Annotated in this window: 23 protein-coding genes; 10 read left to right on the top strand and 13 right to left on the bottom strand. The window is 57.4% G+C overall.

Annotated elements, in window-relative coordinates; all coding sequences use genetic code 11:
- Positions 1-33: 33 nt before the first annotated feature.
- Together ccsB and resB are read right to left on the bottom strand one after the other, a co-directional pair.
- Complete coding sequence (ccsB, locus tag GN111_RS23535) at positions 34-873, bottom strand: c-type cytochrome biogenesis protein CcsB (protein ID WP_155306103.1); 840 nt, start codon at positions 871-873, stop codon at positions 34-36.
- Between the two features lie 48 nt (positions 874-921).
- Positions 922-2343, bottom strand: coding sequence for a cytochrome c biogenesis protein ResB (resB, locus tag GN111_RS23530; protein WP_170302430.1), 1422 nt, complete (start codon positions 2341-2343; stop codon positions 922-924).
- 367 nt (positions 2344-2710) lie between these two features.
- Here resB and GN111_RS23525 point away from each other — a divergent pair, with 367 nt between their 5' ends.
- Together GN111_RS23525 and GN111_RS23520 are read left to right on the top strand one after the other, a co-directional pair.
- Positions 2711-3325 carry an FmdE family protein gene (locus tag GN111_RS23525; RefSeq protein ID WP_155306101.1) on the top strand — a complete coding sequence of 205 codons (615 nt, stop codon included), beginning with the start codon at positions 2711-2713 and terminating at the stop codon, positions 3323-3325.
- Positions 3326-3359: 34 nt separating this feature from the next.
- The gene (locus GN111_RS23520; protein ID WP_231715540.1) at positions 3360-4427 is read left to right on the top strand and encodes a molybdopterin-binding protein; all 1068 of its coding nucleotides are present in this window, start codon (positions 3360-3362) and stop codon (positions 4425-4427) included.
- On the opposite strand, the gene GN111_RS23515 is transcribed toward GN111_RS23520, so the two are convergent.
- The 5 genes from GN111_RS23515 to GN111_RS23495 form a co-directional block, all read right to left on the bottom strand.
- Positions 4428-5273: an FAD/NAD(P)-binding protein gene (locus GN111_RS23515; RefSeq protein ID WP_155306100.1), complete on the bottom strand. Its 846-nt coding sequence runs from the start codon at positions 5271-5273 to the stop codon at positions 4428-4430.
- An 11-nt stretch (positions 5274-5284) separates the two neighbouring features.
- Positions 5285-6349 carry a 4Fe-4S dicluster domain-containing protein gene (locus GN111_RS23510; RefSeq protein ID WP_155306099.1) on the bottom strand — a complete coding sequence of 355 codons (1065 nt, stop codon included), beginning with the start codon at positions 6347-6349 and terminating at the stop codon, positions 5285-5287.
- A gap of 12 nt (positions 6350-6361) precedes the next feature.
- Entirely contained in the window at positions 6362-7309 is a 948-nt protein-coding gene (locus GN111_RS23505; protein WP_155306098.1) for a 4Fe-4S dicluster domain-containing protein, read from the bottom strand.
- Between the two features lies 1 nt (position 7310).
- Positions 7311-7748 carry a hydrogenase iron-sulfur subunit gene (locus GN111_RS23500; protein ID WP_155306097.1) on the bottom strand — a complete coding sequence of 146 codons (438 nt, stop codon included), beginning with the start codon at positions 7746-7748 and terminating at the stop codon, positions 7311-7313.
- A gap of 172 nt (positions 7749-7920) precedes the next feature.
- Complete coding sequence (locus tag GN111_RS23495; RefSeq protein ID WP_155306096.1) at positions 7921-12375, bottom strand: FAD-dependent oxidoreductase; 4455 nt, start codon at positions 12373-12375, stop codon at positions 7921-7923.
- A 541-nt stretch (positions 12376-12916) separates the two neighbouring features.
- On the opposite strand from GN111_RS23495, the gene GN111_RS23490 reads away from it, so the two are divergent.
- The gene (locus GN111_RS23490) at positions 12917-14266 is read left to right on the top strand and encodes a sigma-54 interaction domain-containing protein (protein ID WP_155306095.1); all 1350 of its coding nucleotides are present in this window, start codon (positions 12917-12919) and stop codon (positions 14264-14266) included.
- Between the two features lie 83 nt (positions 14267-14349).
- Here GN111_RS23490 and cooS read toward each other — a convergent pair whose 3' ends face one another.
- On the bottom strand, positions 14350-16311 hold the full coding sequence (gene cooS / locus GN111_RS23485) for an anaerobic carbon-monoxide dehydrogenase catalytic subunit (protein WP_155306094.1): 1962 nt from the start codon (positions 16309-16311) through the stop codon (positions 14350-14352).
- Positions 16283-16483 (bottom strand): hypothetical protein, encoded by a 201-nt coding sequence (locus GN111_RS23480; RefSeq protein WP_155306093.1) that lies wholly within the window; start codon positions 16481-16483, stop codon positions 16283-16285. The genes cooS and GN111_RS23480 overlap by 29 nt, the downstream gene beginning before the upstream one ends.
- A 246-nt stretch (positions 16484-16729) precedes the next feature.
- Here GN111_RS23480 and GN111_RS23475 point away from each other — a divergent pair, with 246 nt between their 5' ends.
- Both GN111_RS23475 and GN111_RS23470 read left to right on the top strand, forming a co-directional pair.
- Entirely contained in the window at positions 16730-16984 is a 255-nt protein-coding gene (locus tag GN111_RS23475; protein WP_155306092.1) for a glutaredoxin family protein, read from the top strand.
- On the top strand, positions 16984-17316 hold the full coding sequence (locus GN111_RS23470) for a ferredoxin-thioredoxin reductase catalytic domain-containing protein (RefSeq protein WP_155306091.1): 333 nt from the start codon (positions 16984-16986) through the stop codon (positions 17314-17316). The genes GN111_RS23475 and GN111_RS23470 overlap by 1 nt, the downstream gene beginning before the upstream one ends.
- Before the next feature lie 3 nt (positions 17317-17319).
- On the opposite strand, the gene GN111_RS23465 is transcribed toward GN111_RS23470, so the two are convergent.
- A complete protein-coding gene (locus GN111_RS23465) occupies positions 17320-17982 on the bottom strand; it encodes a TetR/AcrR family transcriptional regulator (RefSeq protein WP_155306090.1) in 663 nt (220 codons plus the stop codon).
- A gap of 234 nt (positions 17983-18216) precedes the next feature.
- Between GN111_RS23465 and GN111_RS23460 the strand changes: the two genes are divergently transcribed.
- The 5 genes from GN111_RS23460 to GN111_RS23440 are packed head-to-tail and all read left to right on the top strand — an operon-like array spanning position 18217 to position 22918.
- Positions 18217-18978, top strand: coding sequence for a hypothetical protein (locus tag GN111_RS23460; RefSeq protein ID WP_155306089.1), 762 nt, complete (start codon positions 18217-18219; stop codon positions 18976-18978).
- An 11-nt stretch (positions 18979-18989) separates the two neighbouring features.
- Positions 18990-20240, top strand: a complete 1251-nt coding sequence (locus GN111_RS23455; protein WP_155306088.1) for an aminotransferase class III-fold pyridoxal phosphate-dependent enzyme — start codon at positions 18990-18992, stop codon at positions 20238-20240.
- Positions 20241-20255: 15 nt separating this feature from the next.
- The gene (locus GN111_RS23450) at positions 20256-21098 is read left to right on the top strand and encodes a transketolase (protein ID WP_155306087.1); all 843 of its coding nucleotides are present in this window, start codon (positions 20256-20258) and stop codon (positions 21096-21098) included.
- A 27-nt stretch (positions 21099-21125) separates the two neighbouring features.
- Positions 21126-22136, top strand: a complete 1011-nt coding sequence (locus GN111_RS23445) for a transketolase family protein (protein ID WP_155306086.1) — start codon at positions 21126-21128, stop codon at positions 22134-22136.
- 2 nt (positions 22137-22138) lie between these two features.
- The gene (locus tag GN111_RS23440) at positions 22139-22918 is read left to right on the top strand and encodes a hypothetical protein (RefSeq protein ID WP_155306085.1); all 780 of its coding nucleotides are present in this window, start codon (positions 22139-22141) and stop codon (positions 22916-22918) included.
- A 22-nt stretch (positions 22919-22940) separates the two neighbouring features.
- Here the strand turns inward: GN111_RS23440 and nqrF are convergent, their stop codons facing one another.
- From nqrF to GN111_RS23425, 3 genes are all read right to left on the bottom strand, one after another.
- Positions 22941-24167, bottom strand: a complete 1227-nt coding sequence (nqrF, locus tag GN111_RS23435) for an NADH:ubiquinone reductase (Na(+)-transporting) subunit F (RefSeq protein ID WP_155306084.1) — start codon at positions 24165-24167, stop codon at positions 22941-22943.
- 61 nt (positions 24168-24228) lie between these two features.
- On the bottom strand, positions 24229-24837 hold the full coding sequence (nqrE, locus tag GN111_RS23430) for an NADH:ubiquinone reductase (Na(+)-transporting) subunit E (protein ID WP_155306083.1): 609 nt from the start codon (positions 24835-24837) through the stop codon (positions 24229-24231).
- 379 nt (positions 24838-25216) lie between these two features.
- On the bottom strand, positions 25217-25834 hold the full coding sequence (locus GN111_RS23425; protein ID WP_155306082.1) for an NADH:ubiquinone reductase (Na(+)-transporting) subunit D: 618 nt from the start codon (positions 25832-25834) through the stop codon (positions 25217-25219).
- Positions 25835-25849: the final 15 nt, after the last annotated feature.

Here is a 25849-nt window from a genome sequence, read left to right as displayed (position 1 = left end):
TTGATTGGATCGTTAAAAATTGACGCCGGACAATCATACCTTCCCGTAGCTGTGCAACCCCGGCAACAAGTTCACCCCGAAATAAGTAAAAAGCACCGCGGCAAATCCCAAAATGGACAGGTAGGCGATCTGCCTTCCCTGCCAGCCGCGCATCAGGCGGGCATGCAACAGGCCGGCGTAGACAAACCAGGTAATAAGAGACCAGGTCTCCTTGGGGTCCCACGACCAGTAGCTGCCCCAGGCGGAATTGGCCCATACCGAACCGGTGATGATGCCGACGGTGAGAAAAAGAAAACCGAACAGCACCATGCGGTGGGTAAGCTCGTCCAGGACATCCAGTTTAGGAAGGTGCCCGACGATTCCTTCGGTGCGCTGGGGGTTTCGGGCCTTCATCAGATACATGATACTCATGCCGAAGGCGATGGCAAAGGCGGCATAGCCGAAAAAGCAGGTGACTACATGGGCGATCAGCCAATTGCTTTTCAGGGCCGGAACCAGGGGCTGGATCCTGTCGCTGATATTGGGCGACAAAGAGGCGTAGGCCATGGCCAGAAAAGCGATGGGGGTGGCAAAGGCGCCGATCAGCGCATTTTTGTATTTGAACTCTACAAACAGGTAGATGACTCCCGCCGTCCAGGAAAAAAACACCAGGGATTCATAAAGGTTGGACAAGGGGGCGTGTCCAATGCCCAACTGGTAGGATTCTATCCAACGCAGGATAATCCCCACGGTGGTCACCACCACCGCCGCAGCCACGATCCAGCGCGCAGGCCGGGTCCAGCGCGGTTTTCTGAAAATCAGGGCGGCCAGGTAAAACACCGCCGCCAGGCCAAAAACAAAAGTGGATATGGAGAGTAACTGAGAACTGCTCATGGGCGTTGTCCTGCTCCTTTTTTTGTCAAAGCGTCATCGCATTGGACTCTATTGCCGCTCGGTCATGTCGGCGAACATCTTCTCAATGCTGTTTTTCATGGCCAGCTTGTTGCGGTTGGCGATGCCGGCAAGGATCACCCGACTGCTCTGGCGCAGCGGCTCGATGACCAGGCAAACCTGCTGGTGGGAGAGATAGAAGGTTACGAAACAGCCGGCAATCATGAGGATAAACCCGGAATAGACCAGCCATACACCGGGATCGCGAGTCACCTGAAGGCCGGTGTAGTAGCGTGTTTCCGATGACTGGGGCGTAAATTTTTCCCGGTCCTGGTTTTCCACGGCAATGATGATCTCGCCGCCGCGCATTTTGTCGAAATTGCCGAATTTCAAGGGCAGCAGAACTTCAACCGGCTCCCCTTCGGGCGGCGTGAGAATTCCCTTCAGGGCCTCGCCCACATCCATCCCGCGAAACGATGCCGTGGATTCGTAAGCCATGATGACGAAGCGCCCCAGCCCCTCGGGGATCTCCACGGGCTCTCCCACCTTTGCCTTTTGGGTATACTGCATACCCGAAGACCGGCTGGTAAAACTCAGTGTGTAGGTCTCCTCGGGTCCTGAAGGCGAAGTCTTCTCGCGGGCCATGTGCTCAGGCGGCAGCTTGCCGTAACTGGACTGAAATATATTGATCCCCCGGTAGCGAATGGGATCGTTGACGACAATATCTTTCTGTTTGACCGCCCGGCCCCCTTCGACGATAGACAGGGAGGAGCGATACTCCTTGGGCGCGCCATTTTCGTATAGTTCCAGATTGAAGTCGTCGCAACGGATCTGAAAATCGAGGCGATGGATCGCACCGGTGTTTCGCAGGCGAATGGTATCCGTGGCCTCTCCTTCGGGAATGTTGACAAACCCTTCAAAGCCGAAAAAGGAGCCTACCAGGCCGCCGACGAGCAGAAAAATCACGCTCAGATGAACGATATAGACGCCCAGACGGGACAGGCGCCCCTTTTCCCCGTAAATCGCGGCGCCGCCGTCGGCGCGGGTGACCCGGCAATATCCGAATCGGCGGGCGATCACCGGCTCGTAGGCCTTGACCAGTTCGTCGACATCGCGCTTGTCAGTAAAGCTGCGAGCATCGGAGCGCTTGCTGAAGCGCTGAGGATTCACCCGCGGATTACGGTTGAAAATGACCTTCCAGCTTCCCTGCAACCGATCGATAGAACAAACCACGATATTGACGGTCAACAGGAGCAGCAAGCCCTGAAACCACCAGGAATGATACATATCGAAAATGCCAAGGGCACTCAGCAACTGGTAGCGGAAGGCACCGTAAGCTTGCAGGTAAACATCCGGACTTTCATTCTGGGGGATGACGGTGCCGATGACGGACGTGAATGCCAGCGACAGCAGCAGAACTACAGTCAGTTTGACAGAACAGAAAAATTTCCAGAGGGGATTCGCGTTTTTCAATAACAGCTCCTTATCCACCGGCAGCGCTGTTCGCTTTTGTCTGCCGGGTGTTGGGTCGAATCCTAAAAATAAGGACACCTGGCTTGATGACAAGCCCTGAAATCCAGCCAGGAGGCTATTTAACCAGAAAATGGACGTTTACAAAAGGCCATTTTTTCTGAGCGAGAATATGTTCTAAATCTTCCCCGTTCCGGATCGCCGGCGCCTGTTCCCGCCTCGCCAATTTCCCCTTGCAGTTATAAAATGATGTGCTATAAGAGGTTCAGTATCGACCACGTTGCCGGCTACCGCCGATCCCATCCGGGGAAACGGCGTTTTTACGGCCGGTTGTTATGCTCAATCTAACATATATGTCAGGTAAAGCATTATGGATGATTTCAATACCCTCCTGCAAGGTTCGGCCGAGGCCCACGGGCACCTGTGCCCCGGTCAGGTGGTGGGCGTACGCATGGCCATGCTGGGCTGCCGGCTCATCGGCCTGGACAATCCCCGTGAGCTGCCCCAGATCAAAAAACTGATTGTCTACGTGGAGATCGACCGCTGCGCCACGGATGCCATCGCTTATGTCACCGGCGTCAAGCTGGGCCGGCGATCCCTGAAATTCATCGACAACGGGATCATGGCCGCCACCTTCGTCAACCTGGAAACCGGCGTTGCGTTTCGCATTGTCTCCACCGAAACGTCCCGTGATCTGGCCCATGTGTACACTTCTTCGGGCTGCACCGATAAACGCCAGCAGCAGATCGAAGGCTACATCAAAATGCCTGACGAGGTTCTGTTCAAGGTGACCCCGGTCCGGGTAAACGTGCCCATCCACGACATGCCGGGCCCCTCGCGGTTCAAAGTCCACTGCGAAGCCTGCGGCGCCATGGTCAGGGACAAAAAGGAAGTCCTGCTCAACGACCGGGTGCTCTGCCGGTCCTGTGCCTACGGATCGTTCTACCAGGAACTGGAAGACGAAGAACGCCGGAAAATCGCCTGAAGCGCAACATTCCTATCGATGGAAGGAAAACTCCATGTACAAATCCCAGGACGCCCCTCAACCAAATGGCGGCATGACCAAAATTAAAATCGAAGAAGCGATTGGAACACGCCTGGCCCACGACATTACCGAGATCCGCCCCGGCGAATTCAAAGGGCCCTCTTTTCGACGGGGGCATCAGGTTCAGGAACAGGATGTCTGCCATCTCATGCGGCTGGGCAAACGCCACCTGTATGTTCTCGATTTGAAAGAGGGGCAGGTCCATGAGGATGACGCGGTGATGGAACTGGCCGCGGCACTGGCCGGACCCGGGGTCAGTTTCGGCAATGATCCCAAAGAAGGGAAGCTGCAGCTCACGGCAGCTTACGATGGACTGCTCAAAGTCAATACCCGGGGTTTGGTGGAGTTCAATCTGGTTCCGGATGTCATGTGCGCCGCCATGCACAACAACGTGCCGGTCACCCGCGGTCAGAAGGTGGCCGGAACCCGGGCCATTCCCCTGGTGATCGAACGTGAAGCCCTTAACCGGGCCGTGGCGATAGCCCAGGATCAGGCCCCAATTTTCAGCATCAAAACCTATCACCGCAAAAAAATCAGGTTGCTCATCACCGGCAGCGAGGTCTATGACGGACTGATCGAAGACCGCTTCGAAGCCATCGTCAAAAAAAAATTGACCGCCTTTGGCGCATCCCTCCTGGAAACCGTAATCCTGCCCGATGACGCTGAACGCATCGCCGCTACCGTTCGCCAGTTTTCAAAAGCCGACACGGACATGATCGTTACCACCGGCGGCATGTCGGTGGATCCCGACGACGTGACCCGTCACGGTATCCGGGAGGCCGGCGTGGACACCTTGTATTACGGATCAGCGGTGCTGCCCGGCGCCATGTTCCAGTTGGCCTACATCGGGGACATGCCCATCGTCGGGATACCTGCCTGCGGCATCTACCACGAAACCACCATCTTCGACTTGGTGCTGCCCCGCCTGCTGGCCGGCGAACGGCTCGACGAGCGGGATTTGGCACGTCTGGCCGTGGGCGGCTTTTGTCTGAACTGTAAGGTGTGCCGGTATCCGGCCTGTCCTATGGGCAAAGCCTGCTGATCAATATTCCCGGGGGGTCTTGTTGATCTGATCCAGGGTGAAGACCGGTCCGTCCTTGCAGACCAGTTCCTTGCCGATGCCGCAGCGGCCGCACATCCCGAACCCGCATTTCATCCGGTTTTCCAGGCTCATGATGATGTGGTCGTGGGCGTAGCCAAGCTTTTCCAGTACCGGCTGGGTGAATTTGATCATGATCGGCGGGCCGCAGACGATGGCATAGGTGTCGTCTCCGCCCGAGGGCGCTTTCTGCTCGGTGATCGGCGGCACGAACCCCACGTTGTATTTCCAGTCCGGATCGTCGGTGGCATCCACGGTGATGTGCATGTTGATGTCATCGCGCTTTTCCCACTCCACCAGTTCGTCCTTGTACAAAAGCATGCCCGGAGATCTGGCCCCGTAGACCACGTCGATGTTGCCGAACCTGGGCCGGTTGGCCGGGTCCAGCATGTAGACGATGGACGAACGCAAGGTGGTGAAGGCGAACCCGCCGCCCACGATGAGGATGTTCTTGCCCTCCAGAAGTTCCCAGGGATACCAGTTGCCCAGAGGCCCCCGCAGGCCCATGATGTCTCCGACCTTCATGTTGTGCAGGTGGGTGGTGACCACCCCGGCGCGGTTGACGGTGAACTTGACGAACCCCTTTTCCACCGGGGACGAGGCGATGCCGATGGGGATCTCGCCCTTGCCGGGAATGGAGAGTTCGCCGAACTGGCCGGCCTTGTATGCGTATTTTTCCTCGTCACCGTCGTTGAGAAAGACGAACTTGAAGGTCTTCAGGCTCTTGTCTTCGGCCTCGACCGTGATGTCGTCGATGCGGACCGGATAGGGTAAATATGGATTTTGCATTGTTTATCTCCCTAGCTCTGCGCAACGCAGGCGTCTGCCGGCGCAAAACTGTTCATCTTTTCGCACACCCGGCGGATGTCGATGTTGACCGGGCACTGGCGCACACACCGGCCGCAGCCCACGCACATGATACCGGCCTGGTACTTGTCCACGAAGTACTTGAGCTTGTGCATGAACCGCTGGCGCACGCGCTGGGTTTTGGTGTCCCTCGGATTGTGGCCGGTGGTATGCACGGTGAATATGGGGAACATGCAGCTGTCCCAGTTCTTCGTGCGCACGCCGGACGTACCGTGCACCTCGTCCTGGATGTCGAAGCACCAGCAGGTGGGGCAGGTGAAGGTACAGGTCCCGCAGTTCAGGCAGGCAAAGGCCAGATCGTCCCAGAACGGCGCTCCGTGCAGGGCCAGCAGATCCGTATCGGCCAGCTTGTCGGTCGGCACCGAGGAGACGATTTTGGCCTCGGCGGCCTGCTTGGCCGCCATGAAGGCATCCGCCGCCTCGGGCGTGGCCTGGTTCCAGCCGGCCGCATCGGCAAAGGCCTGGCCTTTTTCGGTGAATATTTTGGCCAGGTAGCCGTCGTCGTGGGCTGCCACGAGAATGTCCAGACCCTCCGCGTTATAAGGTCCGCAGCCGGTGCTGGTGCAAAAGCAGGTGGACAGCGGCGCGTCGCAGGCCATGCCGATGAAGGTGGTCGCCTCGAAGGCCCGCAGCCAGTAAGGGTCCTTGACGTCCGGGGTGTCGAAGTTCAGTTTCACCAGTTGAACGGCCTTGGCGTCGCAGGGCCGGATGCCCACCACGGCCCTGGGCGAATAATCCTTGGCCGCCTCCTTCATGATGTGGTGGTCGTCCCGGCTTTCGTCCAGGGAGTATTCGAGCATCACCTCGGACTGGGGAAACAACAGTTCTTTGGGCGACAGGCGGGTGTTGACCATGTCCAGATCCGGGGCCTGCCCTTTTTCCAAGGCCTTGAACTGGTGGCAGTCCTTTTCCTTGACCGGCCCGAACAGCCGGTAGCTGTCGGCCGCCGCCGTCAATCCCTCGGCCCAGTTCTTTTTGTCGATTGCAACGAGCGTCATAGCGTTCATCCTTTATTTGATAAAAGCCCCGGGGTCATTGGGCTGATAAACATCCAGGGCCGGACGCTGTTCCAGAGAGAGACCGGCTTCCCAGCCGAACTGCTCCTGGCAGTCTTTTTCCAGTTTGCGGGTCAAAATCCGCATGTCGATGCCTACCGGACAGGCCCGCTGGCAGGCCCCGCAGTCGGTGCAGCGGCCGGCGCAGTGATAGGCCCGCAGAAAATGGAAGGTGCGCACGTCGATGGGGTCCTGGCCCTTGCCCACCCACTGGGGCTTGGACTCGTCCACGAAACAGGTGGGACAGTAGCACAACGGACAGGCATTGCGGCAGGCGTAGCAGCGAATGCACGGGGACAACAGGTCCTCGAAAAACTGCCACTTGTCCGCGGCGTCCATCTCCTCGATCTTGCGGATGTCCGCGTAGCGGTCGATGTCCTTTTGCTCTTCGACCGGATCGGCCACCATTTCGTCATGGATCACCGGATTGCGGTGGATGCACAACGCACAGTTTTGCTGCAGCACCTCGGCCTTGTCGAACAGGCTCTCTGCGGCCGCGGTTTTGACCTTGACCGTGGTGTCGGTCTCGGAGACCTCCAGGATCTCACCCTCCACCAGGGAAGCGATCCTGCGCCTGTCGATCATGCCCGTGCAGGGCACGCCGACGATGTGCAGCTGATCGCGCCCGATCTTGTTCTCGACGATGTGGTTGACGATGTTGCGCGAATCGCAGCCCTTGGCGAAGACCGCGATCTTCTCCTTGCGGTTGGTCAGGTAGTTCGCCAGGTTGATGCCGCAGTTGCTGTCCCAGATCAGGGAGGAAACGTCTTCCTCCCGGGTCACGAAGCACGGCTCGTTCATCATCGGCATCGTCCCTTTGCGAAATCCGATGACCATCTCCACACTGCACTCGCTGAGAAGGCGACCGGCAATCTCCCTCATTTTTTCGCTGTATCCTAACATGTTACGCTACCTTCGCCTGTGGTTTGACAAATCGGGTGTTCGGGCCCAGGGCGCGGACCGCGTCGATCACCTCGGTAATGACTTCAATGTACTTCGAGGCTTCGGCCGACGATATCCATGAGAAGTGCAGCCGGCCGGGTTCCAGACCCATATATTCCATCTGGTTCTTTAAAAGGGTGAACCGGCGTCGGGCGTATAAATTTCCTTCGATGTAGTGACAGTCTCCAGGATGGCACCCGGACACCCACACCCCGTCGGCACCGTTCATGAACGCGGCCAGAATGAATTTGGGGCTGACGCGCCCCGAGCATGGCACCCGGATCACCCGCGTGTTGGGGGGATGCTGGAAGCGGCTCACGCCGGCCAGGTCGGCGGCACCATAGGTACACCAGTTACAGAAAAAACTCACAATTTTGGGTTCCCAAGAATCAACATTCATAGTCTTTCTCCAAATTGAAATACGTGTTTTTGGTGCGCTTCCAGAAACAGGTAAATTTGGTCGAGATCAAGGCGCCCGAAAAATTTTACCGGAGGCATATAGTCGATATTCCGAGGATAAAATTTTTTGGGCAACGCCGATATCGGGCAAATTGTCCGTTTCTGGATGGGCACTATACCGCTTGGTTAAGCTCGAATATCTGCGCAAAGATCTGGTCATTGTCGAAGCCCTTCAAATGAATGGCCCCGGACCGGCAAGCGGCCACGCACAGGCCGCAGCCCTTGCAAAGCACGGGATTGATCTGGGCCTTACCCGCATGCATGCGCGCCTCGGCATCGATAAACGAAGGCGCCGAATAGGGGCAGATGGACACGCACACCCCGCAGGCGCTGCACAGCATCGGATCGGTCTTGGCAACCTGACCGCTGGTATTGATTGATTTTTGGGCCAACAGCGTCGTGGCCCGAGAAGCCGCGGCCTTGCCCTGGGCAATGGCCTCGTCGATGGGTTTGGGATAGTGGGCCAGCCCGCAGAGGAACACCCCGTCGGTGGCAAAGTCCGATGGCCCCAGCTTGGCGTGCTTCTCCACGAAAAAGCCGTCGTCATTGACCGGAATCTTGAAAAACTGGGCCAGGGCTTCGTTGTTGGGGGGGACGATGGCCGTTGCCAGGGTCAACAAGTCGGTCTCGATTTCAATGGGACGGCCGAGCACATGATCCTTCACCGTCACGCTGACCGTATCCCTGTCCACCTTGACTTGCGGCTTGTCATCGACCTGATAGCGAATGAAAATGATCCCCTTCTCACGCGCCTCCTTGTACAAGTACTCCCGCTCGCCATAGGTGCGGATGTCGCGGTAGAGGATAAACACGTTCATTTTCGGATTGCGCTGTTTGAGCAGCAGGGCATTGTCGATGGAATGGGTGCAGCAGACCCGGCTGCAGTAGGGCCGCTCCGTCTCCCGCGATCCTACACACTGGATGAAAACCGCCGTGCCCATGGCATCGAGAGCCGAATCTTTTTCGATGAACCGGCGATCCAGTTCCAAGCTGGTGAGAATTTTCGAACTGCTGCCGTAGCCGTATTCATTGGGAACCAGGGCCTGCGCGCCGGTGGCGATGACGGTGACTCCGTGATCGACGGAGGTCTCAGCGTCTTTGGCGTTCAAGGTGGAAACGAAGCTGCCGACAAAACCGTCCACCTGGCTCAGGGTCGAATCATAATGCACACGAATGTTATTGTTCTGCTCCACGTCGGCCACCATCTGGCGCAGTCGGGCGCCGATGTCTTCTCCGTCGGCGGTGCGGAAGAGATTCAGGGCCTGTCCGCCGAGCCGGTCGGTCTGCTCCACGAGATGGGTTTCATAACCTTGATTGGCCAGACTCAGGGCCGCGGCCATACCGGAAATGCCGCCGCCGATGACCATGGCCGACTGTCCGATGGTCAACTCGGCCTCTTCCAACGGTTCCATCAGGGCCACCTTGGCAATGGCCATGCGAACCAGATCGTTGGCCTTGGCCGTGGCCAGATCCGGATTGTTGCGATGCACCCAGGAGTCGTGGTTGCGGATGTTGACGAACTCGAACAGGTATTTGTTGAGACCCGCGTTGATCAGGGTTTCCTGAAAGAGCGGTTCGTGAGTTTTGGGGGTGCAGGCGGCCACCACGACCCGGTTGAGTTTTTTCTCGGCGATGATCTCGGTCATGATGTCCTGGGTGTCCTGGGAGCAGGTGTAAAGGTTGTCGGCCACGTATTCCACGTAGGGCAGCGTGGCCGCGTAGTCCCGAACCGCAGGCACATCCACGATGCCGCCGATGTTGATGCCGCAATGGCAGACGAACACGCCTACCCGCGGCCGTTCCCCGGCCACGTTGATCTGGGGAACCGTTTCTTTGGTTTTGGTAAGGGTGAACTTGGCGTCGCTGAGCAGTTCTCCTGCCGCCACCGCAGCGGCACTGGCATCGACCACCGACTGGGGGATGTCTCGCGGCCCCTGGAAGGCGCCGCAGACAAAGACGCCGGGCTTCGATGTGGCCACCGGCGAGAAGCTGGAGGTGGCGCAGAATTTACCGGGCGTGAGTGAAATCTCGAGCCTCTCGGCCAGATCGACCAGGTCCCGGGATATTTCCAGGCCCACCGAGAGGATCAACATGTCGAACTGCTCTTGAACCGTTTGGCCATCTTCGAGCACGTAGCGCACCAGGACATCCTGCGTTCCCGGTACGGTATCCACGGTGTGCACCCGGCTGCGGACGAAGCGGATGCCGTGCTTCCCCTTGGCGTCGTTGTAGGCCCGCTCGAAGTCCTTGCCGTGGGTGCGCATGTCCATGTAGAAAATGGCGCAGTCCAGGGGCTGGGCCGAGTGTTCCTTGGCGATGACGGCCTCTTTTATGGCGTACATGCAGCAGACCGACGAGCAGTAGGCATTGTCGCAGCGATTCTGGTCCCGCGATCCCACGCATTGCAGCCAGGCGATCTTCTTGGGCTCCTTGTGGTCGGACAGGCGCACCAGATGGCCGGTGGTGGGTCCGGAGGCGCCCAGAATGCGCTCAAACTCGATGGAAGTCATCACATTGGGGTTTTTGTCGTAGGCGTAGAAATCGAGCCCGGACGGATTATAGGGCGTGAAACCGGGGGAGAGGATCACCGAACCCACATCCAAGGCGATCTTGCGATCCTTCATCTGGTGGGTTTCCAGGGTGACGGCCCCGGCCCCGCAGGCCTCCACGCACTGGTAGCATTCGCAGCAGTAGCCGCAGTTCAGGCAGCGCTGGGCTTCGGCCTTGCCGGCTTCCTCGTCCAGGCCCAGCTCCACTTCGTCGAAGTTGCCCCGGCGGGCTTCGGGTTCAAGCTCGCGGACCCTGGCGCGGGCCTTGGCTGGCTCGCCTTCGGGCACCGGACGGTAGACCGGGTCTTCCCGCTCGATGGGCTCCCGGCCCGCGGCCATGTCGGCCCCGTCCAGGTAGCGCACGATGGATTCGGCCGCCTCCTTGCCCGCGGCAATGGCCCCGATGGCCACCCAGGGACCGGTCTGCAGATCGCCGCCGGCAAAGACGCCTTCGCGGCCGGTGGCGTAAGTGATGGGATCCACTTCGGTGGTGCTCCAGCGGGTGAACTCCAGCCCATCGACCTCGTCGATGCAAGACAGGTCCGGACGCTGACCGATGGCCGGAATCAGCTGGTCGATCTCAAGATCGTATTCGCTGCCCGGCACCGGCACGGGACGCCGGCGGCCGGAAGAGTCCGGTTCGCCCAGCTCCATGCGGATGCAGCGCATGCCGGAAACCTTGCCGTCCGTGACCAGGATCTCCTGGGGCGCGGCCAGGTAGGTCAAAGAGACGCCTTCGGTCTCGGCGGCCTGGATCTCTTCTTCCCAGGCCGGCATTTCGGCACGGGTCCGGCGGTAGACGATCTGGACCGTCTCGGCACCCAGGCGCACCGCCGAGCGGGCCACGTCGATGGCCACGTTGCCGCCGCCGACGATGGCCACGTGCTTGCCCACCGGAGCCTTGCCGGTGAGGTTGACCTCCCGCAGAAAGTCCACGCCCTGGCGCACGCCATCGGCCTGTTCGCCGGGTACGCCCAGGGTGATGCCCTTGTGGGCGCCCAGGGCCAGATAGACCGCCTTGAACCCCTGGTCGAACAGGCTGTCCACGGTCAGGTCCCCGCCCAGCGGGGTATCGGTTTTGATCTCCACGCCCAGGTTGGTGATGATCTCGATGTCCCGGTCCAGCACCTCGGGCGGCAGGCGGTGATCCGGGATGCCCACCCGCAGCATGCCGCCGGCCTTGGGCAGGGCTTCGTAGATCGTACTCATGATGCCCCGGCGGGCCAGCTGATAGGCCGCGGAAAGTCCGGCCGGGCCGCTGCCGATGATGGCCACGCGCTCGTCGCGCTTTTCCGCCATGGGGATCTCGATATTGCGGGCATCGAACTGGTCGGCGGCCAGGCGCTTCAGGTCGCGGATGGCCACGGGCTGGTCCACCTCGCAGCGGCGGCAGGCGTCCTCGCAGCCATGGGGACAGATGCGGCCCAGCACGCCGGGCAGGGGCAGGTCTTCCATGATGATGGAAAGGGCCTCTTCGTATTTGCCCTGACCCACCATCTGCACGTAGCCCTGGACGTTGATCCCCGCCGGACAGGCCAGACGGCAGGGCGCCTTGTCGACTTTCTGGATGGTATAATTGATGGGAATGGCCTGGGCATACTGTTTGTAGGTGGCCTTGCGGTCAATGAGGCTCAGGTTGTACTCGTCGGGCAGGGAAACCGGGCAGTTCTGTGAACATTCCCCGCAGCCGGTGCACAAGTCGGCATCGATGTACGCAGCCCGTTTATTGATGGTGACATGAAAATTACCCGGATTACCATCGACCCGTTCCAGATCCGCATAGGTGATGAGTTCAATGTTCACATGCCGGCCGACTTCCACCAGAATCGGACTCATAATGCACATGGCGCAATCGTTGGTGGGGAAGGTCTTGTCCAGTTGGGCCATCACCCCGCCGATGGCCGGGGATTTTTCAAGGAGGTAGACATAGTAGCCGGAGTTTGCCAGATCCAGGGCGCTTTGCATGCCTGCAATTCCTCCGCCAACGATCAAAACGGAACCATTCACATTTTCTTTCATGCTTATTTTCTCCCTGTCGCAACTTAGAATCTGCATTGTAAGGCAGAGCCTATCGTATCTTTACCCGCAGATGTGCGAGACTGCCGAACAAATGGGGCAACGCACCTCTCGCGGAGATTGCTCAAAAAACCTCTTGGGACGGTCGTTACAGGGGCAAAAAGAAAGGAAGCTTTCTATGTGCCGCCACCAATCGCTTTACCGCCGGCCTGCCAGCACGGGCAGCCAATTCCGAATCTCTCAGGTAAAGCCTATGTGGCGATATAAGGAGAGCATACAACGATTACTTTTGATGAGTTTAAAATAAGAATATACTCACTAATTGGCACGCAAACAAATGTCAAAGTTTAATTTTCTATCTCGGATCGATCTTTAATTGTATTTATCTATAGGACTCTGCAGTCGACCAATCAACTTTGTCGATAGAAACCGGAATGGTTGAACATTTTAAGCATTGGTGCTATTCTGCGCCTGTTTCCTGATCGTGGATAAATTCCATCTCAATTCCAGACAGTTCCGAATTTAAATCAAGCGCAGAGCGAGTATGAGCACCCCGACCATAGACAATATTTTTTCCATCCATAAAAATTTGGAGCGGATTCTGGACAATTTGAAGGAAGGCATTATCGCCCACGATCTGGAGCGCCGCATCTTCTATTTCAATCGAACCGCTGAAAAAGTTACCGGATATCGCCGGGAGGAAGTTCTCGGCAAGGATTGCCACGAGGCCTTCGGAAGCCCGTTTTGCGGCAGTCGTTGCTCTTTTTGTGACGGTCCGCCCCTTTTTCTCGACACGGCCGAGTATCCTGTCAACATCTCAACACGCGACGGTGAGATCCGGCGGATCGAAATGACCGCGACCATGATGCGCGACAGCGACGACCGCCAGATCGGCGTGCTGGCCACGTTCAGGGACGTTACCGATCTTTTCGAATTGCAGCTCAAAACCAAGGAAATGACCGGGTTTTCCAACATCATCGGCTGCGACGATAAAATGGTCGAAGTGTTCCGCCAGATCAAGGACGTTTCCGGCTACGATTATCCGGTTCACATCTCCGGCGAAACCGGCACCGGCAAGGAACTGGTGGCCAATGCCATCCACAGCGAGAGTCTGCGCGGCGGACACCCCTTCGTCCCAATCAACTGCGGCGCTCTCCCTGAAGGTCTCATTGAAAGCGAACTTTTCGGGCATGTCAAAGGCGCTTTTTCGGGCGCCATCCGGGACAAAAAAGGCCGTTTCGAGCTTGCGAACAACGGCACTATTTTTCTGGATGAAATCGCCGAACTGCCCAAAATGCTGCAGGTAAAACTTCTGCGTTTCCTTCAGGAAGGCACCTTTGAAAAAGTGGGCGGGGAAAAAACCGTCTCCGTAAATGTTCGCGTAATCAGTGCAACCAACAAAGACCTTAAAAAAGAGGTCCAGAAGGGCAGCTTTCGGGAAGACCTGTTTTACCGCCTCAACGTCATTCCCATCCACATCCCTCCGATCCGGGAGCGCAAGTCCGATATTCCCCTGCTGGTGGATCACTTTCTATCTAAAGCCCCCAAAATCAAAGGACAGCGGCCGGTACGCATCTCCCGGGAGGCCCTTAACAGCCTCATGGACTACGCATGGCCGGGCAACGTACGCGAACTGCAAAATGCTGTTCAATTCGCCATCGTTCGCTGCAGGGGAAAAATTATCCAGCCGGAGGACCTGCCGCTGGAATTGAGGGACGTTTGCATTGAAAAACCCAAACGAGGTCCCTCGCGAAAACTCGATGTCGAATCGGTCAAAGCCGCCCTGAAAAAGACCGGGGGCAACAAGGCCAAGGCATCCAAAGTTCTGGGCGTCGGCCGGGCCACCTTATACCGGTTTTTGGGCGACCATCCTGAATTAATGAAGGAAGATTAAATTTAGCGGGACTTGTTTGGAGACGAAAAAAGGGGCTCGATATCGAGCCCCTTTCGTTATTGTTCGCTTGATTGCTGCGCCGATCAGGCGGCTTCGATGTCACGCCGGTCGGACATATCCATGAGCACACGCTCTCGGGACTTGTCGATGCCCAGGGCTTTTCGTTTCTTGTCGATGTGGTCAACCATCATGCGGGCCATTTCGTACGGATCGGCACTGAATCCCCACTTGCCCAATCCCTGCTGCTCCAGTCCGTCGAAAAGCAGCTTGTGGAACTTGGTCTCTTCGACGATGGGAAAAGTGGTTCCGAAGACCGTATACACACCGGAAGCGACGAAATACTGGCCGATGGAGATGGCCTTCTCGCTCATCCATTCCGGGGCTGCACCCGCTGCCGGCAGGTCTGCGATGCTGTTGCCCAATCCGCCCACCCGCACCATTTCAGAAGCGGCGATGAGGATACGGCTGTTGTCCACACAGGAGCCTAATCCAAGCACCGGAGGCATCCCGACAGTTTCACAGACCTCCTTCAGACCCGGACCAGCCAGGTAGGCCGCTTCCGGCGTCAGAAAACCCTCTTTGGCCAGGGAAATCTGGGAACAACCGGTCTGCAGCACGAGCACATCTTTCTTGATCAGTTCCTTGACCAGTTCCACATGCGCCCAATCCTGTTTGATCCTCGGATTGGTGCAGCCGACGACACCGGCCACACCGCGGATGCGGCCGTTGATGATGTTGTCGTTCAACGGTGCGTAGGATGCCCGGAAGGAACCGCCCAGCATGTAGTTGATATACTCATGGGAAAAGCCGTGGATTCCGGTGTTGCGGATATCGGGAATCTCGATAGCTGCGGTTCGGTTTTTGAAGCGCTGGATCGCCTTGATCACCACTTCGTCGGTACATTTCTGAGGTTCGTGATCGTCGAATTCGATATGCGTGGCGCCTTCGATATGGGCGCGCGTATTGGTGGTGATCAACGGTGTTTTGTAGCAGTCGGCCACACTGACCAGGCCCTGCTTGATACACTGGATGTCCACGCACATGGCATCCACGGCACCGGTGACGAGAATCGCCTCGGTGGACATGAAGTTGCCGGCATGGGGTACGCCGTGGCGGGACATCATTTCGGCGCCGGAACAGCACATGCCCACCAGGTTGATTCCCTGGGCACCGGCATCCTTGGCCGCCTGGACCAGGGAAGGCTCGTTGACGGAGACCAGCATGGATTCGAACATGTTGGGCTCGTGACCGTGGACGATCACGTTGACCTGGTCTTCTTTGAGCACGCCCATGTTCACATCCACCGCAATCGGGGTGGGGGTGCCGAAAAGGATGTCAGAAATTTCGGTGGCCACCATGGAGCCACCCCAGCCATCGGCCAGCGCAGTGCGGCTGCTCTGCTTGGTGATGTTTTCGTAATGCTGATCCACACCAATGTGCGTGCGATGCATCAATTCCATGATCTCACGCATGGCACCGCGGGGAACGATTCCCATTTTGCGCCACACCTCCAGGGTTTTTTCCGGAACACGTTTGGCAAAGGGAATCTCGCCTTCCACCTGGGTGTAGGTTCGCTCCAATTCCTTATACAAATCGGTGGCGATTTCCTTTACCGAACGATCCTCGGTTTCGATTCCGATGGACTCGGCCACCTGGACCAGTTTGTTGACATCCTTGATCCGGTATTCTTTGATGTGACCGTTGACCACCTCGCGGAACAGATCCACCATAGCCATGCCGTGGTCAGTGTGGGCAGCGGCACCGGATGCCACCATGCGGGCAAAATTACGGGCCTGGATAGTATCAATGGTGGCGCCGCAAACACCGACCTTTCCATATGGATCCTTGGCATTGAGTCGGCACGGCCCCATTGCGCAGTGCTTGCAGCAGGCCGAATCGGCACCGATGGGGCAGGCTTTCATGTTCGCCGCACGATCGAACGCGGTCTCCACACCTTCGCGGCGCGCTTTGGCGAGCATCTGCTGCGTGGCGTCACAAATCGTGATATCCTTGATGTTAAGCTCTTTTTTGGCTTTCTCGACCATGTTCCCTCCTTCGTGGAAAGGTTAACTTTAGGTTTTCGGCGATAGGCTGTTGACGATGAGAGATATTGCCTCGCCTGGATGTAATGGCTTCAATCTTTCTAAAATCCTGATCGGGCAGGGTTGTCCGAATCGGTGCCTCTTTATTCTTATCAGGAATAATTACTATTTTCATTAATTAAATTATTCCTGCCTGTCAAGACCCGATTCAAATTCTTGACCGTTTTTATCGAAAAAATATTATCCGTATACAAAACATACAGGAATGATTCGCTAAATTCGCATTTATAGTCGGGGGAAACGGTTTTCCCTTGACCGATCCCCGGTGGATCTTTAATGTAGAGGTCTTGCCGACCACTTTTGACCCAATGGGCGCTGATACTGGTTCTCTACGCCTCATATCTACGGAAAGGATGGTAACATGTCTGACAAACCCGTAAAAATATTCTCCCTGAGCACCTGCAGCCACTGCAAGGCAACCAAACGGCTTCTGGACGAATGCACCGTTCATTACGATTTTGTGGATGTCGACCTGCTGGAAGGGGAAGAACGCAAAGCGATATTGGAAGATGTTAAAAAATTCAACCCGAGGTGTTCGTTTCCCACCGTGGTTATCGGGGATACGGTCGTCGTGGGCTATAAAGAAGATAAAATCAAGGAGGCGCTGGGACTGTAATGGATACCAGTGAGCTGTACGAGAAACTGAGAAAAATCCATGAGCCGAAGGGGTATTATTTCTCCAACGACCACGAGCGGGTCATGGAACTGTTGGATGCACTGCTGATCAACAAGGACCGCTATGGCTATATGGCCTGCCCTTGCCGCCTGGCCGCTGAAGACCGGGAGAAGGACCGCGATATTATCTGCCCCTGCGTCTACCGGGAACCCGATGTGGCCGAATTCGGTTCCTGCTACTGCAACCTTTACGTTTCCAAGGAGTGGAACGAGGGGAAAATCGAAAAGCAGTACGTGCCTGAACGCAGGCCCCCCGAAAAGATGGGTTTTTGAAGGCTACTTCAACGAACCCTCCCCTTTAAGGGCGCCGTGAATAAATTGCAGCAGACTGGCAGCCATCTTCTCATCGTCGTCCAGGGCGTTCGGTCCGAGAAAAATTTTCATGCGCTCCTTGAAGTAATCGGACGTGTAGGAGTACTGAAGCATAAGAATCAGGTTGTCGATAAACAGGGCGATCCAGCGAGGATTTTGCCGACTGTCGATTAGACCCTGCGCCATGGCCTCCCGGATCATCCTTTCGTAAAAATTCACCGATACGGTTTCCATTTTGCCCGATAATTTTCTGGACAAATGCGAGAGCCCCTCGGAAGTCATGTCCAGGTAGATCTGATGCAGCTCCGGATATTGCCTGGCATAGTTCTGGGCGGCCCGCACCATCTTCTCGATCTTCTCGAAAATGTCGCCGGACGACCCGTCGATCTCCTCCAGGGCACTGGCCAGCAACCCATGGGCCTGCTCGATGATCGTCAGAAACAGGTCCTCCTTGGAGCCGAAATACTTGTACATGGAACCGATGCTGATGCCGGCCTTGCGGGCGATGACGTTGATGTTGGCACCGGGGAACCCCCTGGCGGCAAATTCGGATATGCCAGCATCCAGAATTCGCCGCTGCTTTTCTTCGGGAATGCGCGTGAACACTGACTTGTGATAGGTTTCCATCTTCGATGCCCCGGCCCCTGTGACAACCACTGGTAAGAACGCCCCGTCGAGCAAAGGACGCCATGGGAATGGTGACTACCCGCTCACCTTCGGCAAGTCAACAAAAGATTCTTACGAATAAATCCGCTCCCTTTAAAAAAACCTTGACAAGTTAGCGGCTTACCCTTAAAAAGGTCAAGTGAGTGAGCAGTCACTCATCACCCTTCTAATCCTGTCGCACCTAAAGAGGTCGTTATGGATGCCGCTTACGTAAAAGCCTGCCTGAACTTGCATGCCGTACTGCCGAATCTCGAAGAACTGGTCGCTCACGACCCCGAATCCGCCCGTCTGTCGAAAAACTGGGACATCCGCATCCAGTTCCTTGCGCGCAACGGCCCGACAGCGTGTGTTGCTTTTGACCGGGGGCGATGCACCGTGAATCGAGGCAATCATGCAAAGCCCAACGTCAAACTTTTTTTCACCTCGCCCGACCATCTGAACCGCATGATGGACGGCAAGGCCAATCCGATTCCCGTCAAGGGCTTTACCCGGTTGGGCTTCCTTTCAAAAGAGTTTCCGAAACTGACCGACCGGCTGGAAGCGATCCTGAAAGCCGGCGAAGAGCAATTGCGCGACCCCGACGTTCTGGCGTTGAACACCCGCATGACGCTGTACACGGCGGCTTACGCGGCCCGGGAGCTACTCCTTTACGACAAGGTCGGTCGGCTCATCGCTCCTTCCATCCCCGACGGTGCCATCAGCCTGGCCATTTTACCGGACGGACCGGAAGTTACGCTATCCTTCGATCACGGACGCATCGACGTTTTGAAATCCGGCGTCGATGCCCCCCATGCCCTCATCCAACTGGGCAGCATGGCCATCGCCCATGACTTTCTCAACAGTCACCTGGATACCTATGCGGCCATCACCGACGGCCGCGTTCGCATCCGCGGGCAGATCCCGATGATCGATGCCCTGGGCACCGTCCTCGACCGGGTGCCCCACTACCTTTCCTAGGGAGAAATCGCATGCAGACCTACAGCTATCCAGAATCCCAGGCGCTGTTCCAGCGGGCCTCCCGGGTCATGCCCTGCGGCATTTACGGCCACTTCAGTCCCGCACCCCTGATCCCGCCCGAGCATTACCCCTTTTTCACCGCCAAGGCCAAAGACGCCCGATTCTTTGATATCGACGGCAACGAATTCATCGATTACATGTGCGGTTACGGTCCCATGGTCACCGGCTACAACAACCCCGAGGTGGACGCAGCCGCCCTCGACCAGTTGAAGCGGGGCAACTGCACCACCAGCGCAGCGCCCGTGATGGTCGAGTTGGCCGAATACCTGGTGGACCTGATCCCGACGGCCGACTGGGCCTTTTTCGCCAAGAACGGGGGGGACATCACCAATTACGCCACCATGATCGCCCGCGATGCCACCGGCCGCAGCAAGATCGTGATGTTCAAGGGCGGCTACCACGGCGTGGCTGCCTGGATGCAGGCCCCGGGTCATCACGGGGTGATGGACCAGGACCATGAGAATATCCTTCGCGTGGACTGGAACGATTTCGCCGCCCTGGAAGCCGTGGTCGATCGGCACGGCGACGACATTGCCGGGCTTATCGCCACGCCCTACCACGTGCCGACCTTCGCCGACAGCGAGATGCCCGCCGAGGGCTTCTGGAACAAAGTGGAAGCCCTGTGCCGCAAACATGGCATCGTCCTTATCATCGACGACATCCGCCACGGATTCCGCCTGGACATGGGCGGGTCCTGCGAGTATTTTGGGTTCAAGCCCGACCTGATCTGTTTCTGCAAGGCCCTGGCCAACGGATACCCGATCTCCGCCCTGGTGGGCAGTGCCGCCCTCAAGGATGTGACGGCACGGGTTTTTTACACCGGCAGCTACTGGTTTTCCGCCGTGCCCATGGCCGCGGCCCTGGCCAACCTCAAACTGATGAAGGCCATGAATGCTCCCCGGATCATGCTGGAAACCGGCGACAAGCTGCTGACCGCCATGGTGGACATCGCCAAGACTTACGGTTTCGATCTCAAGGTGACCGGCGCGCCGTCCATGCCCTACTTGCGCATTACCAACGACCCCTCCCTGATGCTTCACCAGCAGTGGTGCGCCGAATGCACCCGGCGGGGAGCCTATTTTACATCCCATCACAACTGGTTTGTCTCAACGGCCCATACCGATGACGATATCCAACGAACCCTGGATATCGTGGACGACGCCTTCAAGGCCGTAAAAAAAATATATGGCGACCGCTTTTAAATTGAGGAGAACACCATGCCCATCACCGAACAGGAAATCCGGTTCCTGGAAGAAAAAGCGAAGAAAATCCGCAAAGACATCATCGACATCACCGGCTGGTCCGGAGGCGCTCACATCGGCGGCGCAATGAGCATGGTGGAAATGCTCACCCTGCTCTATTTCAAGGTCGCCCGGCTGGACCCGTCCCAACCGGAAGCGCCCGAGAGGGACCGCATCGTGGTCAGCAAGGGGCACGGCGGCGTCGGCTATGCCGCCATGCTGGCGGACAAAGGCTACTTCGAATTCGACCTGCTGAAGGATTTCAACAAATTCAAATCCCCCTTCGGCATGCACCTGGACTCCGCCAAGGTGCGCGGGGTGGACGTTTCCACCGGCTCTCTGGGCCATGGCCTGCCCATGGCCGTGGGGCTGGCCTTAGGCGCCCGGGTCCAAAAGCAGGACTGGAAAACCTTCTGCATCCTGGGCGACGGGGAGTGCAACGAAGGCTCGGTCTGGGAGGCGGCCATGGCCGCCGGCCATTTCAAGACCACCAACCTGATCACCTTCGTGGACCGCAACCGCCTGATGATCGACGGCCAGACCGAGGAGGTGATGTCCCTGGAACCCTTTGCCGATAAATGGCGGGCCTTCGGTTTCGATGTCCGCGAGGTGGACGGCCACAGCTTCGGCCAACTGACGGAATCGATCGACGCGGCCCTGGCCGCAACCGAAAAGCCGGTGATCGTCATCGCCAACACGATCAAGGGCAAGGGCGTCGACTTCATGGAAAATGACGTGCGCTGGCATTACGGGGGGTTGGACACCGATCTGATCGCCCGCGCCAAGGATTCCGTCGACCGCATGGCCGGCCACGATTAACCTTTATGGCAGTCGGGAGAAAACGCAATGAGTGAAGGATTGACCTGGACCGTCTACGACGCGGACACCATGACCCAGGCGGAGATTTACGGCGAGGTGCTCTGCCAGTTGGGCGAACAACACCCCGAGATTGTCGCCCTGAGCGCCGACATGGCCAACTCGACCAAAATCGGCCGTTTCGGCAAGAAATTTCCCGAGCGCTTTTTCAACGTCGGCATCGCCGAGCAGAACCTTTTCGGCGTGGCCGCCGGCATGGCCAAATCCGGCCTGACGCCCGTAGTATCAACCATGGCGGCCTTTACCGCCATGCGGGCCTGCGAACAGGTGCGCACCGATATCTGTTACCAGAATCTGAACTGCAAAATCATCGCCACCCACGGGGGATCTTCCTTCGGTCAGGCAGGGACCACCCATCACTGCACCGAAGATCTGTCCATCATGCGCAGTTTCGCCAACATGACGGTCATCGTACCGGCCGACGGCATCGAAACCGCCAATGCCGTGCGGGCAGCCATCGACTGGCCGGGCCCGGTTTACATCCGCATTGGTCGCGGATTCGAGCCGCCGTTTTACGAAAGCGAAGACTATGGGTTCGCCATCGGAAAATCCGTTGAGCTGCATCCCGGCACGGACGTCACCCTGATCTGCTGCGGCATTGCCGTGCTGCAGGCCGTGGAGGCGGCCAAATTCCTCCAGGCCAACGACGATTTGAGCGTGCGGGTCATCAACATGCACACCATCAAGCCCATTGACGAGGCGGCCATCTTGTCCGCGGTGACCGATACCCGCCGCCTGATCACCTTCGAGGATCACAACGTTCACGGGGGGCTGGGCAGCGCCGTGGCCGACGTCATCGCCGCCAGCGGCAAGGGCTGCGCCTTCGAGAAGGTGGGCATTCCAGACTGCTTCTGCGAGGTGGGCTATCCCGAAGATCTCTACAGCCACTACAAACTCGACACCGACGGCATCGTCGAAAAAGTACGCGAGGTCATGGGGCGGGATTTCGAGGAAGATGACGACTGGGAAGACGAGGTGTAGCTATGACCGTCGATCGAGACCAGATGGCCGCGCGCGTATTTCTGCGCGCAGTGCTGCCGGTAATGAAGGTGCTGCTGAATGAAGACCCGAAAACAAAGGCCCGTTTTGCCGGCGTCACCGCCCGGGTGGCCTTTACGGCGCCGGACAACGGGGACGGCGATCCGGCCCAAGCCTGGATTGCCTTTGACCGGGGCGACTTTACCATCGGCTTTGACGCCTGCAACGATGCGGACATCACCTTCGCCTTCGGCAGCCTGGCCAAGATGAACGCCTTTTTCGCCGGCAAGCCGGTGGTACCGAAAATCCGGGGATGGTGGCGGCTGGGCCTGCTGCTCAAGGTGGTGGGACTGCTCATGGGCCTGAAAATTCTCATGCCCGAAGCCGACCCCAAGGATCCGGCCAAACGCCGCCTGAAAGTCAAGATGACCTTTTACATGATCACCACGGCCCTGAGCCAATACAACAAGGGCGGCGATCCGGAAATGGTCAAGTGGACCTCCCGCCAGCCCGAACGGATCTACCAGATTACGGTGGATGAAGACATTGCCGCCTACGTGCGCGTCAAGGCCGGACGTTCCAAAGCCGGCCGGGGGACTTACAAACGCCGCCGTCCCTTCGTGCACATGCGTTTCAACGGTGTGGAGGGCGCCTACCCCATCGTCATGAACCAAGTGGGCATGGTGGATGCCGTGCGTCAGGGGTTGCTGACCATCGACGGTTCGCCGGAGTACGCCGGCAACATGGGCGACTTCATGGTGCGGATTCAGGACCTGATCACTTAGGCGAGAACGCATGGCCGGTTAATCAGGAAAACTTGTCGTAGGCGATCATCTCCGGCTCCACTCCCAGATTGTCCAGCATGTCTTCAATGGCCTGTACCATCATGGGCGGGCCGCACAGGTAGTACTCGATCTCGGTCGGGTCCTCGTGGTCGGACAGATAATGGTCGTGAAGCTGCTGGTGAATGTAGCCGGTCATGCCTTCCCAGTTGTCCTCGGGCATGGGATTGGACAGGGCCGCGTAGTAGGAAAAGTTGGGATATTTCTCCGCCAGTTCCTTAAACTCTTGTTCGAAAAAAAGCTCCAGCTTGGAGCGCGCCCCGTACCAGAAGGTCATCTTCCGATCCGTCTTGACCCGCAACAACTGATCCAGAATCTGGCTGCGCAAAGGCGCCATGCCGGCGCCGCCGCCCACAAAGCACATCTCCCGGTCGCTCTCTTTAATGGCAAATTCGCCGAACGGACCGCTGAGCGTCACCTTGTCTCCGGGTTTGAGGCTGAAAATATAGGTGGAACCGGTGCCCGGCGGCAGTCCCTCGGTGCCCGGAGGAGGAGTGGCTATACGAACGGTGAAGCGCAGCCGAGCAGGCTCCGCCGGTGGGTTGGCCAGCGAGTAGGCCCGAAAAACCGGTGCCAGATTTCTGCCCCTCAGTCCCCAAAGGTTGAACCGGTCCCAATCGGGCCGGTAGCGCTCGGCCACCCGAACCCGTAAAAGCTCGAAGGGAATTTCATATTCGGGGATATCGATCTGGATATAGGCGCCGGCGGTGAAATCCAACTGCTCGCCGTCGTCCAGTTCCAGGATAAGATCCTTGATGAAGGTCGCCACGTTCTCATTGGAAACCACCGTGGCCGAGTATTTCTTGACGGAAAGGATGTCGTCCGGAATACGGATCTTCAGATCCTCCTTAACCTTCATCTGACAGGCCAGGCGGATATCTTCTTTTCTTTCCTTGCGGGACAAGTGCGCCAGTTCGGTCGGCAGCGGTCCGCGGGAACCCTCCGTCACCTTGCACTTGCACATGCCGCAGGACCCGCCGCCCCCGCAGCCGGACGGGAGGAAAATGCCGTTGGCCGACAAGGCCGACAGGAGAGTCTTGCCCGACGGTGCGTCAATGCTCTTCTCCTCGTCGTTATTGATGACGACATGGTTGGTTCCCTTCTGAACGACCTTGCCCTCCACCAAGAGCAGCAGCCCGACGAGAATCATGATCACCGAGAGAAAAACGGCAGTTGCTATGAGATAGATCAACGCAAGCTCCTTTTTTATAGCCGATTTGAAAAGTCTGGATCAGACAGGCTTTTCAAACAGGCTATAACGTGATGCCCGAAAACAACATAAAACCCATGGCCATCAGGCCGGTCACGATCATGATGATGCCGAAGCCGTCCAGACCCCGGGGAACATTGGCGTAGCGCATCTTGACCCGGATGGCGGCCATGGAAACAATGGCCATGAGCCAGCCCACCCCGGACCCGAAACCGAAGACCACCGTTTCGACAAAAGTATAGCTGCGCTCAACCATGAACAGGGATGCGCCCAAGATGGCGCAGTTGACCGCGATCAGCGGCAGAAACACGCCCAATGCCATATAGAGTCCGGGAGAATAGCGGTCGATCACCATTTCCACCATCTGGACGATGGCAGCGATCACGGCAATGAAAGTGATGAATTTCAAAAAACTCAGATCGACGCCCTCCAGGCCGGCCCACCGCAGCGCGCCGGGCGACAGCAAATACTGAAACACGAGCCAGTTCACCGGCGCGGTGATGGAAAGCACGAACACCACGGCGAAGCCCAGCCCGATTGCCGTATCCATGTTCTTGGACACCGCTACAAAAGAGCACATCCCCAGGAAGTAAGAGAGCAGGATGTTGCCCACAAACACCGAATTGAGAAACAGACCGATCAGGTTTTCCATACGTTTTACTTCCCGGCCGTCATCGGCCGTTTTATGGTAATCGCTATCATTGAACTTCCAAGGACGGCTTTGTATGAAGTTCGAGATCTCCCGCTAAACATCAGACGGGACAAAAAGGCTTGCGTCATTCCGGCTAAAGCCGGAATCCAATGATTTCAATTTCTTCTGGATGCCGGATCAAGTCCGGCATGACGAGCCTGACACTTATTACAAGTATGTCAAGATTGATTCAGTCGGTGTCCATTCACAAATGGTAGATTTCGGCTCAGGCCAAGGCCGCAGCGAGGTTGAAACCGCAGGCGTAGCAGCGCTACGTTGAGGATTTCAGCCGAGAGAGAACGCCGGCCTGGGCCGAAAGATGCCGTTTGTGGATGGACACCTAATTTTTCATTAGGGTCTTTTGCAGCCACACCAGCAACCCAATGATAATAAACGCCGCCGGAGCCAGTTGCATGAACCCCATATTCATGTAACCGTGGTTATAAAAAAATTGGGGAACCACGGGAAACCCTAAGATTCTTCCGGCCCCGAGCAGTTCGCGGATAAAGGCCACGGTAATCAGCACCATGCCGTAGCCGGCGCCATTGCCCAGACCGTCCATGAACGACCGCAACGGGGGATTTCCCAGGGCATACGTCTCAGCCCGCCCCATGACGATGCAATTGGTGATGATCAGCCCCACAAAAACGGAAAGCTGCTTGCTGATGTCGTATAAATAGGCCCGCAACAACTCGTCGGCGAGGATGACCAGTGAGGCGATCACCGACAACTCAACAATCATGCGCACGTTTCTCGGGATCACATTGCGCATGGCGGAGATGGTCAGGCTGGAAAAGGCGGTGACCGACGTCATGGCAAGGGCCATGACAATGGCGGTTTTCAGTTGCACCGTTACGGCCAGGGCCGAACAGATGCCCAGGCTTTGAATGAAAACCGGGTTGTTCTTGGCCAACGGTTCGGAAAATGCCTTGAACGTTGGAGAATGCGTAAACTTCATGTCGAGCGTCCTCGT

It is taken from the genome of Desulfosarcina widdelii, assembly GCF_009688965.1.
Taxonomy (GTDB): domain Bacteria; phylum Desulfobacterota; class Desulfobacteria; order Desulfobacterales; family Desulfosarcinaceae; genus Desulfosarcina; species Desulfosarcina widdelii.
Note: the sequence above shows the minus strand (reverse complement) of the source record. Positions and strands in the feature narration are given on the sequence as shown.